The 15,892-nt window shown below is 55.0% G+C and carries 11 protein-coding genes; 9 read left to right on the top strand and 2 right to left on the bottom strand.

Going from position 1 to position 15,892, the window contains the following annotated elements:
- The first annotated feature begins 54 nt into the window (after positions 1-54).
- From JAO79_RS10855 to rluB, 4 genes are read left to right on the top strand one after another with little or no spacing between them, the layout of a single operon-like run.
- Positions 55-1,269: a tryptophan--tRNA ligase gene (locus JAO79_RS10855; protein WP_199007280.1), complete on the top strand. Its 1,215-nt coding sequence runs from the start codon at positions 55-57 to the stop codon at positions 1,267-1,269.
- 41 nt (positions 1,270-1,310) lie between these two features.
- Positions 1,311-2,138, top strand: coding sequence for a segregation and condensation protein A (locus JAO79_RS10850; RefSeq protein WP_199007279.1), 828 nt, complete (start codon positions 1,311-1,313; stop codon positions 2,136-2,138).
- Between the two features lie 16 nt (positions 2,139-2,154).
- Positions 2,155-2,817, top strand: coding sequence for an SMC-Scp complex subunit ScpB (gene scpB, locus JAO79_RS10845; protein WP_199007278.1), 663 nt, complete (start codon positions 2,155-2,157; stop codon positions 2,815-2,817).
- Between the two features lie 39 nt (positions 2,818-2,856).
- Positions 2,857-3,864, top strand: coding sequence for a 23S rRNA pseudouridine(2605) synthase RluB (rluB, locus tag JAO79_RS10840; protein ID WP_199007277.1), 1,008 nt, complete (start codon positions 2,857-2,859; stop codon positions 3,862-3,864).
- An 11-nt stretch (positions 3,865-3,875) separates the two neighbouring features.
- On the opposite strand, the gene JAO79_RS10835 is transcribed toward rluB, so the two are convergent.
- Positions 3,876-4,802: a GGDEF domain-containing protein gene (locus JAO79_RS10835; protein WP_199007492.1), complete on the bottom strand. Its 927-nt coding sequence runs from the start codon at positions 4,800-4,802 to the stop codon at positions 3,876-3,878.
- Positions 4,803-5,066: 264 nt separating this feature from the next.
- Here JAO79_RS10835 and JAO79_RS10830 point away from each other — a divergent pair, with 264 nt between their 5' ends.
- From JAO79_RS10830 to JAO79_RS10810, 5 genes are all read left to right on the top strand, one after another.
- The gene (locus JAO79_RS10830; protein ID WP_199007276.1) at positions 5,067-5,744 is read left to right on the top strand and encodes a GntR family transcriptional regulator; all 678 of its coding nucleotides are present in this window, start codon (positions 5,067-5,069) and stop codon (positions 5,742-5,744) included.
- 1 nt (position 5,745) lies between these two features.
- Entirely contained in the window at positions 5,746-9,240 is a 3,495-nt protein-coding gene (gene smc / locus JAO79_RS10825) for a chromosome segregation protein SMC (RefSeq protein WP_199007275.1), read from the top strand.
- A 120-nt stretch (positions 9,241-9,360) separates the two neighbouring features.
- Entirely contained in the window at positions 9,361-10,338 is a 978-nt protein-coding gene (zipA, locus tag JAO79_RS10820; RefSeq protein WP_199007274.1) for a cell division protein ZipA, read from the top strand.
- A 23-nt stretch (positions 10,339-10,361) separates the two neighbouring features.
- Positions 10,362-12,398 carry an NAD-dependent DNA ligase LigA gene (gene ligA / locus JAO79_RS10815; protein WP_199007273.1) on the top strand — a complete coding sequence of 679 codons (2,037 nt, stop codon included), beginning with the start codon at positions 10,362-10,364 and terminating at the stop codon, positions 12,396-12,398.
- 154 nt (positions 12,399-12,552) lie between these two features.
- A complete protein-coding gene (locus JAO79_RS10810; RefSeq protein WP_199007272.1) occupies positions 12,553-15,222 on the top strand; it encodes a hypothetical protein in 2,670 nt (889 codons plus the stop codon).
- Between the two features lie 12 nt (positions 15,223-15,234).
- Here the strand turns inward: JAO79_RS10810 and JAO79_RS10805 are convergent, their stop codons facing one another.
- Entirely contained in the window at positions 15,235-15,870 is a 636-nt protein-coding gene (locus JAO79_RS10805) for a CBS domain-containing protein (RefSeq protein WP_199007271.1), read from the bottom strand.
- Between the last annotated feature and the right edge of the window lie 22 nt (positions 15,871-15,892).

Here is a 15,892-nt window from a genome sequence, read left to right as displayed (position 1 = left end):
CGTGACTTCACGCTCATTCAGGCGCTTTATAAATAGAAAGAAGGAGTTTGTGCTTTGAGTTCCGTCGATTCCCAGCAAAGAATTTTGTCCGGCATGCGTCCGACCGGCAAGCTTCACCTCGGCCACTACCACGGTGTGCTGAAAAACTGGGTTAAGCTCCAGCACGAATACGAGTGCTTCTTCTTCGTTGCCGATTGGCACGCGTTAACCACGCAATACGACGATCCCTCTGGTATCGAGCAAAGTGTCTGGGACATGGTTGTGGATTGGTTGGCTGCAGGTGTAAACCCGGGCTCGTCCACTATGTTTATTCAGTCTCAGGTTCCGGAACACGCTGAGCTGCACTTGCTGCTTTCCATGATTACGCCGCTGGGCTGGCTCGAAAGAATTCCGACCTACAAAGACCAGCAGGAAAAGCTGCGTGAAAAAGACCTCGCGACCTATGGCTTTCTGGGTTATCCATTGCTGCAAACCGCGGATATTCTGATGTACCGCGCCGGTAAAGTGCCGGTTGGGGCTGACCAGGTATCACACGTGGAAATTACCCGTGAGATTGCCCGCCGCTTCAATCACATCTATGGCCGCGAGCCCGGATTTGAAGAGTTGGCCGAAGCAGCCATCGTGAAAATGGGTAAGAAGAACGCCAAGCTGTATCGATCGTTGAAAAAACGTTATCAGGAAGAGGGCAGCACCGAGGCACTGGAAATTGCCCGGGCTCTGCTGAAAGAGCAGCAGAACATTTCGTTGGGCGACCGCGAGCGTTTGTACGGCTACATCGAAGGCGGCGGCAAGGTAATCCTGCCCGAACCTCAACCCTTGTTGACACCGGAATCCAAAATGCCCGGGCTCGACGGGCAAAAGATGTCCAAATCGTACAACAACTACATTGGTCTGCGTGAAGAGCCGGATAGCGTTGCTCAGAAAATTCGCACCATGCAGACCGACCCGCAGCGTGTGCGCCGAACCGATCCGGGTGAGCCCGAGAAGTGTCCGGTCTGGGGAATGCACAAAGTCTATTCCGACGAAGCAACCTGTGCCTGGGTTCAGGAAGGGTGCCGCAGTGCCGGCATCGGGTGTCTGGAATGTAAGGCGCCTTTGATCGACGCCATTGTGGAAGAGCAAAAACCACTGCACGAACGAGCCAAGGAATACGAAAACGATCCGGATTTGGTGTACTCGATCCTGCAGGAAGGTCGGGAGCGCGCGCGAGATGCCGCCAGAGACACCCTTGAAGAAGTTCGGGAAGCCATGGGCCTCAGTTACCGCTGACGCGAACTCGTTGGTTATCGATGGAAACAGGCGACGGTGGTATGACGGAAGAGATCAAGGAGCCAGTTGACGCTTCTGCGCAGGAGATGGAGCAGGTGCCCCTCGCGTTGGTGTCAGGCAAACCTCTGGTCGATGTTCCCAAAGATCTCTACATACCGCCTGATGCCCTTGCTGTTTTTCTGGAAGCTTTTGAGGGGCCTCTGGATTTGCTGCTGTATCTTATCCGACGCCAGAATATGAACATTCTGGACATCGATGTCAGTGAGATAACCCGTCAGTACATGGAGTACATTGGAGCAGTCGAGTCGATGCGCTTCGAACTGGCGGCTGAATACCTGGTCATGGCGGCCACGCTGGCCGAGATCAAATCCCGAATGCTGTTGCCACGTCAGGAAAGTGATGACGACGACGAGCTGGACCCCAGAGCCGAACTGATTCGGCGCCTGCAACAGTATGAGCGCTTTAAAAAGGCCGCCGAAGACATTGAGCAGATGCCGCGGGTAGACCGTGACACGTTTACCGGATCAGCCGCGTTGCCGAAATTGCCGTCGAGCCAGCCGCATCCGGATGTGGATATGCGAGAGTTGATTCTTGCGCTTCAGGGTGTACTGAAACGGGCGGATTTGTTTACCAGTCACCACGTTGAGAAAGAGCGCCTGTCCACACGAGAACGAATGTCTCACATTCTGTCGATGTTGCAGGGGGATCGGTTTGTTACTTTTGAAAGCCTGTTTTCAGTTGAAGAAGGACGGCTCGGTGTGGTGGTCAGTTTTCTGGCAACCCTTGAGTTGGTGAAAGAGCAGCTGATCGAGCTGGTGCAGGCCGAGGTGCTCGGCCCAATTCATGTCAGGGCTCGAGCCGTTAGCTGAAGGATAGTCATCGATCATGAACGCAGACGAACTTGTCAGAATCCAGGCGATTGCGGAGGCGGCCTTGTTAGCTGCCGGTAAGCCTCTGTCGATTGAGCAACTTCGAGAATTGTTTCTGGAAAGCGAACGGCCAACGCGACAGGTTATGGGGCAGGCCATGGAATTGCTGGAAAGGGCATGCGAGGGTCGTGGCTTTGAGTTAAAGCAGGTTGCCAGCGGTTATCGGCTTCAGGTGAGGGAAGAGTTTGCGCCATGGGTGGGCCGGCTGTTTGAAGAGAAGCCACAGCGGTACTCCCGGGCACTGCTGGAAACGCTGGCGCTGATTGCTTACCGGCAACCCATCACGCGCGGCGAGATCGAAGAAATCCGCGGTGTTACGGTAAGCAGCAATATCATTCGGACCCTGCTTGAGCGAGAGTGGGTTCGTGTTGTGGGGCATCGTGATGTGCCGGGCAGGCCGGCGATGTATGCCACGACGAAACAATTTTTGGATTACTTCAACCTGGCCGGTCTCGACGAGTTGCCCGCTTTATCAGAAGTGCGGGATTTGGAAGAGATCGGTCGGGAGATTGAAAAGAATATGCAGGGCGAGACTGAAGCGGCAGGCCCCTCATCAGACAGCGAGGCAGCCGAAGTTCAGGAACCTGTCGAATCGCCCTCAGAGCAGACAATTCACTGACGCCTCGAAGGCATCAGATACTCAGGAAGGAAAGAATACATGGCGGCATCTAGCCCCGGAAAACCACGTGCAGGCAAAAAGGTCGCACAAGGTGATAAATCACTCACTGAAGGCCCTGAGCGCATTCAGAAGCTTTTGGCCCGCGCTGGTGTAGGTTCACGCCGGGAGATAGAAGGCTGGATGGACGCCGGTCGTTTGTTGGTTAACGGTCAGCCATCCGTGCCTGGCCAGAAGGCAACGATCGAAGATACCTTTGAGCTCGATGGCAAAAAGCTGGACGTTTCATCGGCCGGCCAGGTTGTTCGCCGGGTTCTTATTTATAACAAGCCGGAAGGAGAAGTCACTACCCGTAAAGATCCGGAAGGCCGGCCAACGGTGTTTGACCGTTTGCCACGTCTGAAAGATCAGCGTTGGATCTCAATCGGACGTCTTGACTTAAATACGACCGGCCTGGTGCTGTTCACGACCGATGGCGAGTTGGCAAACCGCCTGATGCATCCGTCTCGTCAGATTGACCGGGAATACGCGGTTCGGGTTTTTGGTGAAGTAGACGAAGCCATGATCCAGCGTTTATTGGATGGTGTATTGCTGGAAGATGGCATGGCCCAATTCTCCGACATTTCGGAAGCGGGCGGCAGCGGCATGAACAAATGGTTTCATGTCACCCTGCTGGAAGGTCGGAATCGGGAAGTGCGTCGCCTTTGGGAATCTCAAGGTGTGCGAGTGAGCAGGCTCAAGCGTGTTCGCTATGGCCCCATCTTCTTGCCGAGTCGCTTGTCTCTGGGTAAGTGGGAAGAGTTGGATCAGAAAGCCGTCGATTTGCTAAGCCGTACCGTGGAATTGCAATCGGTTCCGGTGCCTCAGAAAACGCCGGGCGAGCAGGCTGAGCATGATCGAAAAATGCGCAAGAGCCCCGGTCGATCAGTGCAAAAATCCAAGCGCGGTAGTTGGCAGGTGAGTGATGCAGGGCAGCCAAAAGCCAAGCGGGACGCCAAAAAGAGAACGGCTGGCGGTTCTCGGCCGGCCCGGAACAATCGAGGTTCCTGACCCCGCGCCTGCTAAGGAATAGAGGCGAAGATGCGGCTGCAGTTGCGGCCGCAGGCTTTGGCTTGATACAACGCCTCATCGGCCCTTGCCAACCATTGCTCGGTCGGCTCATTTGTCAGGTGGGTCGCAATGCCACAGCTACCCGTTACCGTAATCGGTGTTTCACCTCCGTCAACACGAATGCTTTCCAGCGCCACGCGAATGCGCTCCGCCACAGTTTTCGCTTCCTGAATGTCGGTGTGAGGCAGTAACACAGCAAATTCTTCCCCGCCAAAGCGGTACACCGAATCCGAGTTACGTATCGCCCGTTCGATTTTTTCAGCCGCTTTCGACAGTATATGGTCACCCACTACGTGGCCGTGCGTGTCGTTGATGCGTTTGAAGTGGTCCAGATCGCACAAGATTAAGCTGCAGGAAGCATCAAGGCGGTCTGAAAGCGAGCTTGCCCGTGTAAGTTCTTCTTGCAGAGCCCGTTTATTGCCGATACCGGTTAGCGAATCGGTCAGCGCAGCTTGTTCGATGGCAATGAATTGGCAAGCGTTGCGAAGGGGGCAGACAACGGCCGACAGCATCATCTCAAAACCTGCCAGTTCATCGTCGCTGAACCTCTGGCGCCGGTGGAAGGTAATTAAGCCGTAGTGGCTCCCTTCCAGGGACAGGCGGTATTCGCAGCGGTGTGGGCCGCCAACGCCGGTAGAGAAAACAAATTCCCGACGCGCAATCCGGTGGCGATATTGCATAGAGTCGAAGGGAATGATGGCGGAGATTTCCTCCGCGATCATCTCCAGTTGGTTTTCCAGCGATAAGGTCGTGGAAAGTCGCTTGGTCAATCGGGCCAGAGGGTCTGGCTCCTGGCTCCATGTCTGAAAAGCCTGCCTGAGTGCGGCCAGCTTGGCCGGTTTAGATGTGGACGACTGGATTGAGGTCAGATTTTTCACGGCAATTTGCTCGTTCCAATAGTAGAGATGGTTGAGCTCATGCACCATTAGTGCCAAGCCTGATTTATGTAACCAAACCAGATATATACGAACAATATTTGCCGTTTTGACGGCTTAGGGTTTTATTTGTGTCAATGTTTTGGCAAGTGTTTGCCGGTTGATATTTGCCTGAAATCAAAATGTCCTACAAGGGGGTGGGTGCTTTGACCGCCTGTGATAAACTCCCGCGCTTGAGCGTAAATGTCATAGGTGAGCGGTTTTAGCATGAGATTTGAGGCCCCAGAGAGTCTGTCTGAACAGATAGCCCAGCACATTGGTCAGCGCATTGTCGTCCGCAGTCTGAAGCCCGGCGAGCGTATTCAAGAGCTGAAAGTAGCTGGTGAGCTGAATGTCAGCCGTGGTTCAGTACGTGAGGCTTTGCTGATACTCGAGCGTCGTCATTTGGTGGAGATATACCCGCGCCGAGGGGCGGTGGTTTCAGAAATGACCCTCGCCTCGGTGCATGCTCTGTATGATATCTATATCGACCTGTTGTGTATGCTGGGGCGCAAGGTGCTGGAATGTTGGTCCGGCCACGAAATCAGCGCATTGGTGGAGCAGGTGCGAAAGCACGCTTCGTTATTGTCCGGATTGAAAGGGGCTGGCAGTAACCCGGAACAGGTTATTGATGCCGGCTTTGACCTGGTGCGGAATGCCTGTCAGATGGTTGAAAACCCATTTTTGCAGGAAACCCTCGAAAATTTTCGTCCGGCCATCAGCCGAACCTATTACATGGTGCTTGAAAACCGGCCAAGCGAGGCGGCAGAAACTGGCGAGTTGTTTCTCAAACTGGCCGACACAGCGGCAGGCAACGATGCAGCCAGGCTTCAGCAGGTCATTCAGGAATACGGTGAGCACCAGCGTAAACAGATAATGCATATTCTCAAGGAGGAGAGCGCCTGATATGAGGCTTAAGTCCATTAAACTGGCCGGCTTCAAATCGTTTGTCGATCCCACAACCGTTCCTTTCCCGACTAATCTCACTGCGGTGGTCGGTCCGAATGGCTGTGGCAAGTCGAACATCATTGACGCCGTGCGCTGGGTAATGGGCGAGAGTTCCGCAAAATACCTGCGGGGCGAATCCATGTCAGACGTGATCTTTAATGGTTCGACCGCCCGTAAACCGGTAGGCCAGGCCTCCATTGAATTAGTCTTCGACAACGATTCCGGCAAAGCCCCTGGCGAGTTTGTTAAGTTTAATGAGATTTCGGTCAAACGCCGGGTTTCGCGCGAAGGGCAGTCCGAGTACTTCCTCAACGGGTCGAAATGCCGGCGACGTGATATCACCGATCTGTTCCTGGGTACGGGCCTTGGGCCACGAAGCTACGCGATCATTGAGCAAGGGATGATTTCCCGCCTGATCGAAGCCAAGCCCGAGGAATTGCGGGTTTACATTGAAGAAGCCGCGGGTATCTCCAAGTACAAGGAACGCCGCCGAGAAACCGAGAACCGAATCAAGCGAACCCAGGAAAACCTCGAACGGTTGACCGATTTGCGGGAAGAACTCGGCCGGCAGTTACAGCATCTCGAGCGTCAGGCCGCCGCGGCTGAAAAATACAAAGCCTACAAACAGGAAGAGCGGCAGAAAAAAGCCGAGTTGACCGTTCTTCGTTGGAAGGCCCTCGATCAGGACCTGCAAGCCTGGCGAGAGAAGATTCGCGATACTGAACTTGAACTGGAAAAGCTGCTTACGGAGCGGGTTAATCTGGAAACCTCTCTGGAATCCTTGCGAGAGGCGCATCATGAGCGCACCGAACACTTTAACCGTGCGCAGGCCAAATATTACGAGGCGGGTGCCGATATTGCCCGCATTGAACAAAGCCTTGAACACCATCGTGACCGCAGCCGACAGGCAGCCCTAGAACTTGATCAGGCGGTTTCCAATCAGCGCGAGATACAGCGAGAACTCGAACAGGACGAAGCCAAGCTGGCGACCATTCTTGATGAGCTCAGCATGATAGAGCCCGAACAGGAAGAGTTGGCGATGCGGTCAGAAGAGTCCAGTGAGAAGCTGCAGCTAGCCGAAGAGGCGATGGCCGACTGGCAGCATCGCTGGGATGAGTTCAGTACACGATCCTCCGATGCGCGCCGCCAGGCCGAGCTGGCTCAATCCCGAATACGGTCACTGGAAGAAGCCATTGCGCAATTGCAGACCCGACATCACCGGTTGAAAGACGAGCAAGCATTGCTTGAGGGTCAGCTGGACCGGTCCGAACTTGAAGAGTTACTTGAACAGCAAGAAACCTTGGAGCTTCGGCGGGAAGAAGCGTCTGAGCAAATCGAAACGCTGCAAGACGATGTGTATCAGGCCCGCCAGCAGCTGAAAGAGGCAGAAGCCGAGGTGCTGAATCACCGCCAACAGGTTCAAAGTCTTCGTGCGTCGTTGGAATCTCAGCAAGCACTGTTACATGAGCAGTTGGGCGGGCAGGATGACGCTCTGCAAAACTGGCTCGCCGAGAACGGTTTTACCGAGACTCCACGGGTTGCCGCCCAGCTCGATATTGAAAAAGGCTGGGAGTTTGCGGTAGAGCAGGTGATTGGCCGTTTTACTCAAGGATTGGCCTTGCCGGGGCTCGAGGAGCTTGGCGACGTTATAGCCGGCGCCCCTAAAGGGGTTGCGGTCGTTGCTAAGAATGCGGCGGACAGTGCCGATAAAGCAGGGCTCGCGTCTAAGGTCAGCGGGTTGGCCGCCATTAAAGCATTGCTCAGCCATATCGATGTAGCAAACTCCGCGCAAGAGGCATTAGATTGCCGCGCAAGTCTGGATGCAAACCGGAGCGTCATTACGCCTGAGGGGGTATGGGTTGCGCGGGACTGGGTATTAATGCCGGATTCCGATGCAAGCCAGGTTGGGGTTATCGAACGGCAGAAGAAAGTGGATGAACTTCAGATCCAGTTGACCGAAGCCGAGGATAAACTGGAATTGGCAACCGCTCGGCTGGAACAGCTCCAAGAGCAAGGCGAGCGTGCAGAAACGGCTCGCGACGATGCCCAGGGCCGTTTGAGCGAGGTTCAGCGCGAACTGTCGAACCTATCTTCACAGGCAAGTGGACTGAAGGCGAGGGCCGAACAAATTGATGCTCGTATTGCACGCATCCACGATGACATCGAAGACGTGAGTGCCAATCTTGAAGAGCAGCACATTCAGCTGCAGGAAGCGAAAGAAGAATGGGATATGGCGCTGGCTTCGAGCGAAGACAGTGACGAAGAGAAAGAACGTCTGCTCGAACAGCGTGATACGCTCCGCGAAAATCTTGACCGGTTGCGCCAGGATGCACGCCACGATCGCGACCATGCACACCAGCTTCAGCTGCAGTTGCAAACCCTGCACAGCCAGCGGGATGCCCTGAAGCAAACCATTGACCGGATGCAGCTACAGAAAGAACGTCTTGAAGAGCGCCTCGAGGTGCTCCGGGAAACTCGCGAGGGATCGGAAGAACCCATCGAAGACCTCAAGCTGCAATTGGAAGGGTTGCTGGAGCGGCGCCTGGCGGAAGAAGAAAAGCTCAGTGCGGCCAGAGATGCTCTGGAAGATATCGACAAAGAAGTGCGTGACCGGGAGCAGGGGCGTAGCCGCACCGATCACGTTGTTCAGGATGTACGGGCGAGTCTCGAAAAATTGAAAATGGAATCTCAAGCCCTTGAAATCCGATCCGGAAACCACATTGAGCAGCTCGCAGAGCTGGGCGTGAAGCTGCAGGAAGTGCTCGGCCAACTTCCCGAAGACGCCGAAGAAAAGGTTTGGGCAGAAGAACTCACCAAAATTGGGAATCGCATTCAGCGTTTGGGCGCGATTAACCTGGCTGCTATCGAGGAGTACCAGGTTCAGAGTGAGCGTAAGAACTATCTGGACGAGCAGAACGACGACCTGATGGAAGCGTTGGAGACGCTGGATAACGCCATTCGCAAGATAGACCGGGAAACCCGTCAACGATTCCGGGAAACCTTTGATCAGGTTAATGGTGGTTTGCAGGCGCTGTTCCCGAAGGTGTTTGGTGGTGGCAGTGCGTACCTCGAGCTCACCAGCGACGACCTTTTGGAAACCGGCGTGGCCATCATGGCCCGTCCCCCCGGCAAGAAGAACAGTACGATTCACCTGCTCTCGGGTGGCGAGAAAGCGTTGACCGCGATTGCATTGGTATTTTCAATCTTCCAACTGAATCCGGCACCCTTTTGTATGTTGGACGAAGTGGATGCGCCGCTGGACGATGCCAACGTAGGGCGTTACGCAAATCTGGTGAAAGAAATGTCCAAACAGGTACAATTTATTTACATTACCCATAACAAGATTGCCATGGAAATGGCAGATCAGCTGATGGGGGTTACCATGCATGAACCCGGCTGCTCGCGATTGGTCACGGTGGATGTAGACGAGGCGGCCGCTTTAGCCGAAGCCTAACGCTGGTGGAAAAGCCACCAACCATGACAATACGGCCATCTGGGCCCGGCGCGCGTTGTATTCGCTACGGGCTTTTTTTAGAGTAACAACGTTGCAAACTGCAAACAGGACAGCAGAATTATGTCACTTAGGGAATGGTTAATTGCCATAGGTACCCTGGTTATTATCGGAATCGTCGTTGATGGCATCCGTAGAATGCACCGAGCCCGTAAAGAATCCATCGCTATATCGTCGGGCATGGGTGTAGACGAGCTGGATGATTCACCTCTGGATCCGGACTTTAATCCCGAACTACCCAACGGCGGGGCGCGAATTGTTTCCAGAGGAACGCTCGAAGAGAATGGTTATGTGAAATCCGATCATTCTGAGACTTTGAACAGCCTGGACGACGATGGCGATTTTGCCCCCGAATCCGGATGGGGGGCCGAGCGAGACGATGGCTTTACCCCGGACCAACCGCAGCAGAATTCTCGTAGGGCGGAATCAGCGCCTGTTGCGGCTCCTGACGAGCCTACGATCCAGCCGGCGGAGGATTCTGCCCGAGAGGGAGATCATGTCGCGCAGCAGCGTGAAGGTGTGGTTTCAGACGTTCAGGAAGATACCGCCAATCGACAAGTCGCTCAGCGCGATGCCAACCGGCCATTGGCCGGCGCCAACCGACCGGAAGCGAAAGAAGTATTGGTCATTAATGTGCTGTCGCCGCAAGACAAACCCTTCGAAGGGACGGTTTTGAAAAAACTCTTCGAAGCCTGTGGTCTGGAATTCGGGGATTTGGATATCTATCACCGCCATGAAGGCAGCGACACGACGACCCCCGTTCAGTTCAGCGTTGCCAGTGCGGTTGAGCCGGGCACCTTCCGGCCGGAAGACATGCCCACGCTGAGCACGCCAGGCCTTAGTTTCTTTATGAGTTTGCCGGGCCCGACCAACGCGCTGCAAGCGTTTGAGTTCATGCTTGAAACCGCCCAGTGTGTGGTTCGTAATATGGGTGGAGAACTGAAAGACGAGCGCCGGAGTGTGATGACCCCGCAAACCATTGAGCATTGTCGCCAGCGCATCCGTGAATTTGAACGTAAACAGCGTTTCCACCGGGTGTAACGCTTAACCAGGACACCCACCTGATGACACAGATCCCCGCAGAAGTGCAGCAGCGCGTAGAAGAGCTACGCGCTGCACTCCACGATCATAACTACCAGTATTACGTACTGGATGACCCCAGAATTCCCGACGCAGAATACGACCGTTTGTTCCGGGAGCTGCAGGCGTTAGAAGCCGAGCATCCGCAGATTGCCTCGGACGATTCTCCCACCCGCAGGGTCGGTAGTGCCGTAGATACCAGCTTTGCCGAGGTGACCCACCGTGTTCCGATGCTCTCGCTGGATAATGCGTTCAGCGAAGAAGAACTGCAGGAGTTCGACCGACGGGTGCGTGACAGGCTTGGAGCGGATGAGCCGATCGAGTACGTATGTGAACCGAAACTTGACGGGCTGGCGGTAAGCCTGCATTACGAAAACGGCTTGCTTACCCGGGCGGCAACGCGGGGTGACGGAACAACCGGTGAGGACATAACCGCCAACATTCGAACCATTCCATCGGTTCCTCTGAAATTACGTGGGAGCGATTACCCGGATCTCGTCGAGGTTAGGGGAGAGGTTTATATGCCTAAAGCGGGTTTCGAGAAGCTCAATAAAGGGCTGGCGGACCAAGGCGAGAAAACCTTCGTAAACCCCCGTAATGCGGCTGCCGGTAGCTTGCGGCAAAAGAAATCGACCGTCACCGCGAAGCGGCCCTTAGAAATGTGCGCCTATAGTATGGCGGTCCTGGATGAAGATCAGTTGCCGGCCACGCACTGGGATAGCTTGCAGCGGGTGAAAGATTGGGGCTTTCGAATCAACCCAGAGATGCGTTTGGCGACCGGGGCAAAAGCCTGCCTGGATGCCTATAACGACTTGATGGATAAGCGCGCCAGCTTACCCTATGAGATCGATGGCATTGTGTTCAAAGTGAACCGGCTGGATCTGCAAACGCAGCTCGGCTTTGTGTCGCGGGCACCCAGATGGGCCATTGCCCAGAAATTCCCGGCTCAGGAAGAGCTGACTACCATTGAAGGCGTTGAATTTCAGGTGGGTCGAACCGGTGCCGTGACCCCGGTTGCGCGTTTGAAGCCCGTGTTTGTAGGCGGCGTGACCGTCTCGAACGCCACTCTGCACAATATGGATGAAGTTCGGCGCCTGGATGTGCACATCGGTGACACGGTGTTTATTCGCCGGGCTGGTGATGTCATCCCGCAAGTCGTGAAAGTGGTGCCCGAGAAACGCCCCCAGAACGCTCAAGGGGTGGTGATGCCCACCCAATGTCCGGTGTGTGAGTCCGACATTGTTCAAATCGAAGGAGAAGCGGTGGCGCGCTGTTCCGGGGGGCTTTATTGTCCCGCGCAGCGCAAAGAAGCCATCCGCCACTATGCGTCTCGTAAAGCGCTCGACATTGAAGGTTTGGGCGATCGGCTGATTGAAGTGCTGGTCGATGAAGGTATGGTCGCCACCGTTGCTGACCTTTATCGTTTAACCAAATTCCAGATATCCAGCTTAGAGCGCATGGGCGACAAATCGGCCAGCAACCTTGTTGCCGCGATTGACCGTTCCCGTAATCCTGTATTGTGGAAGTTCTTGTATGCGCTAGGTATTCGGGAAGTGGGTGAGGCTACGGCGAAATCGTTAGCGGCTTATTTTGGTACCCTGGAAGCCATTGCCGCTGCCACGGAAGAAGCACTTCAGCAGGTGCCAGATGTGGGCCCGATCGTTGCCGGCCATATTCGCAGCTTCTTTGATCAGCCCCACAACCAGGAAACTCTTGCTGCTCTGCGAGAGGCCGGCGTTGTTTGGCAAGAAGAGCGAGTGGCGCCTGCTGAGGCGCAGCCGTTGGCAGGCGAAACCTGGGTTCTGACCGGCACTTTGTCGAAAATGACACGAGATCAGGCCAAAGCCAGGCTGGAAGGGCTAGGGGCCAAAGTGGCCGGCAGTGTCTCGAAGAAGACCGCCTGCGTGGTCGCGGGTGAAGCGGCGGGTTCAAAGCTCGCCAAGGCAGAACAGCTTGGTGTAGCCGTGCTGGATGAAGAAGCACTACTGGCCTTCTTTGACGAACACGGAGTAGAAATCTGACCAGATGCCTGCCGGGTGAATCTGAGAACTCGCGCAGGTCCTGCCTTGGACAAATTGGCTACCATGACGTTGATCTGTAACGGTGTGTAAATAGGCCGCGTGAAAGCGAGCCGGATCACCGACCTAACAACAACGTCAAGAAACGGATTTTTGCATGCGTGCCGATTTGTCTTCCCGTACCTGCCCGGCCAGCCGCTTGGCCGGTCTTGCACTTATCGTTCTGGTTTTTGCAGGCTGCAAAACCGAAAAAGATCCTGACCAACCTACGTTACTGGGTGCCCCTGCGCCGACTGCTTATCTTGGCGTTGAGTATTACTACAACTGGGGCGCATACGGCGGTGAGGATATTCTCGACTACTCGCTGGTAAACGCACCTGCCTGGCTCGCGCTGGAGGATACCTCAAACAAGGCTCGCCAAGGCATCATTATGCGGGGGGTACCCGGCCTCTCAGGGGGTAATCGCGGCGAAGCGGATCTTGGCAAAACCACGAACATCGAAATTGTTTCTACCGACGGCAAAATGGCGGGCTTTCAGGCGTTCGATATTGAAGTAAAGCCCAATGTGATGTCGATCGAAGTCGGGGAGCTCAAAGAGGGAGAGGCGACCGGGGCGGAACCGAGCCCGAACGCGGAAAGCTGTTCGGTGCCGGCTCTCGAGGCCACTGGAGAGCACTCGTTTGAGCTGAATACCTACGAGGATGACGGAAGTTTCAAGCAAACCGAACCTGTCACCAGCACTACCCATCGCACTTACGCCAAAGTCATTCTGGACAAACCTTCGGTCACACGCATCCGCGTTGCCTTTCAGCTGGATAGCGATTTCGATCCTGACAATTGCGACTCAGGCGAAAGCGCGCCGCATCAGAAATGCGAATACAGCACCTCTAATACCGGGCGGGCTATCGTTGGTCAGGATATTGTTGTTCGCGGTTCTCAGTCGGATGAAGCGGTTGATCAGAATGGAAAATCTCTTTCCTATATCACCTATGAAAAAAATGCTGCGGGTATTTATGATCGTGGCGTGCTGACGTTGGAACCTGGCATCACCGAATGTTACATCCCCATGGAAGTGATCGATGATCGCATTCCGGAACTCAGCGAACTGGCGTTTATTCGTTTGACCGAAGTGCGCGACGGCATTGCCTCGCTTGGGGTGAAAAACACAGGCACCCGGGCGGGTATTACCATACTGGATAATGAGCCTTTGGTTACGGTTCAAACGCTGAAGGGCGGGGCAAAAGACGCCATCAATGCGAATGAAAATGAGGAACCCACAACCTACAAGGCGGTTTTGGAAGGAGAGCGTGACGGCCCCGTAAAAGTACGGTTTTCGGAGCAGGGTAAAGGTTCCGGTGCCAGGAAAGGTACTCATTACGAGATTGTTGATGGCAACGGCTCGGCTATATCGGAGTTATTGTTTCCCCTAGGGCAGGACGCCATTGAGTTTGGTCTTCGCGGTAAAGCCTACAACTTGAGCGCTGACGACGGCTTCGACGATTTGTTTCTGAATCTTGCCGTAGACGATGCCTATCAAGCGGGTCGCCAAGGTTACGCGAGGGGGGCGAGTGACAGCTTGCTAAGGGTCAATCTCAACCGCTTGGTCTCCCCGAAAACCTTTACTGATTTTACGCCGACAGACATAGAGCTGGGGCATGGCAGCCGTTTGTTTGTGGCGGGATACACCAATTCGGATTCGGAAGTTCGCATTTACGATCAGGCCGGTAATTTGTTGGAGACAGTGACGGTCGCCTCCGGCGTGACCAGTACCGAACTATACATCAGCGTGGCGGCTCGAGTTGACACTACAGCCACCCCGAGGGTGACCTACCAGGAATTGGCGGTAGGCTACTCTGCGCCCGGTAACACGGGGGATCAGAATGTGTTTTCCCGTTTGTTCCGGTTTGATGGTTCCGCCTATCTTCCTGTCTGGAATACTGCTTACGAAGTTGGTTCGAACGCTGATGATCTAGTGCGGTGGGTGGGTTTAAGAGTCGATCAAGGCAAGCCCGTTGTGGCCCTTGCAGGTGATACCGACGGGAGTTGGGGCGCCCAGGCTAATGCAGGCCGTACAGATGTGTTTTTGGCGGAAATTGCTGATAACGGCGGTGCGCCTGAGGAGAAGGGAGTCCGGTTGTTTGGTTCAGGTGCTGATGACCGCCTGGCAGCGGGCGATTTCAATGCGTCGTCCGTCGTGCTGTTTGGGCAAGCGCCGGTCACGCTGGACGGCACCAACGCAATAGGCCCTTTCTTTGCCAGCGGTAGGGTCAGTGCGGATTTTAACCTGGTTCAGAGTGGTGAAGACGCTACCGAAACGCTGCGACATGGGGTATATGGTTCAGGGCTGGCCTGGTTGGTGGGTGATGCGAGCGGGCTGGCATACGGCATCACGGAAGTGGAAGATGCCGATAACGAACTGACCCGTAGCCGCACACTTAACAGTCAGGCGGGGTTCGTGTGGGGCATAGCGGGAAGTGGCGATCCGAAGCACGCCCTCCAGGTCAACGATTTTGCTGATGCATCGAACGAAACACTTACCCAAAGCATACTGTTCGATGGCGACATCGTGCTGGCAGGCAATACCGACGGGCAACTGGATGAAACCAGCCCCATGGCCACGAGTAACGACGGTATCCTGGCCAGAAGAAGCGCACAGAGTGAGTTGCATCATCGGAACTGGAACACGCAGATTCCCAGCGATTTATCGTTCCTTGATCTCGTGAACTATCGTAATGACGAAGTGATGGCGCTGGTCGATGTGGCTGGGGAACGGCAGCTGATTGTGTTCAGCCCCGAAGGAAAACTGCTGTCGCCGATTGGGCCTTAGTGCCGGGGCGGATTACACCGCCCCTTCTTGTCTGCTTGCGTTGGCATAGAGTTTTAAATAATCCGTGCTGGTGACAATGCCGGAAGGCTGGCCGCTGGTTCCATCGACGATCAGCGCGGCATTCAAGCGGTGGGCCAGCATCAGCCGAGCCAATTGGTGTGCGTCGGTTTCGGGAAAAGCGGTCAGGAACGCCGGCAACTCTATGTTTAGCAGGCTCTGGGTCTGTGCTTCCTCCGGGTTTTCGTATATCCAGCTCAGCAGCCACCTGAAGTCGATTAAGCCCGCAATGTTATCCTCGGATATAACCGCCAGATGGTGTACGGCATTGTCTTCCATCACCGCGAGCGCCTGGGCCATCGTGGCGGTTGCCGGTACCGTAAATTGGGCAGGTGACGCGATCTCTGAAACAGGCAGGTAAACCCGCTCTTCCTTTCGTTCACCAGCTGCCACGGTACCATATTGCTGCAGCGCCCTTTGCCGGCCGCTGTTAGCCGCTTGCTGGAACTCGGCATCCGTGGCTTCGTTGTGAGTATTCGAAAGCGCACTTGAAGCTTCCAGTTCTGTGACATCACCCACCGTGCGGTTCCGGAAGATTTCCGGAAGACGAGTGCCGATGGGGCGGCCGGGTTCACTAACATGAATAGACATAACAACACCTTGCGTGGCTGAT

This window comes from Marinobacter litoralis (assembly GCF_016427555.1).
Lineage (GTDB): Bacteria > Pseudomonadota > Gammaproteobacteria > Pseudomonadales > Oleiphilaceae > Marinobacter > Marinobacter litoralis_A.
This window is presented reverse-complemented; position numbering and strand designations above follow the sequence as displayed.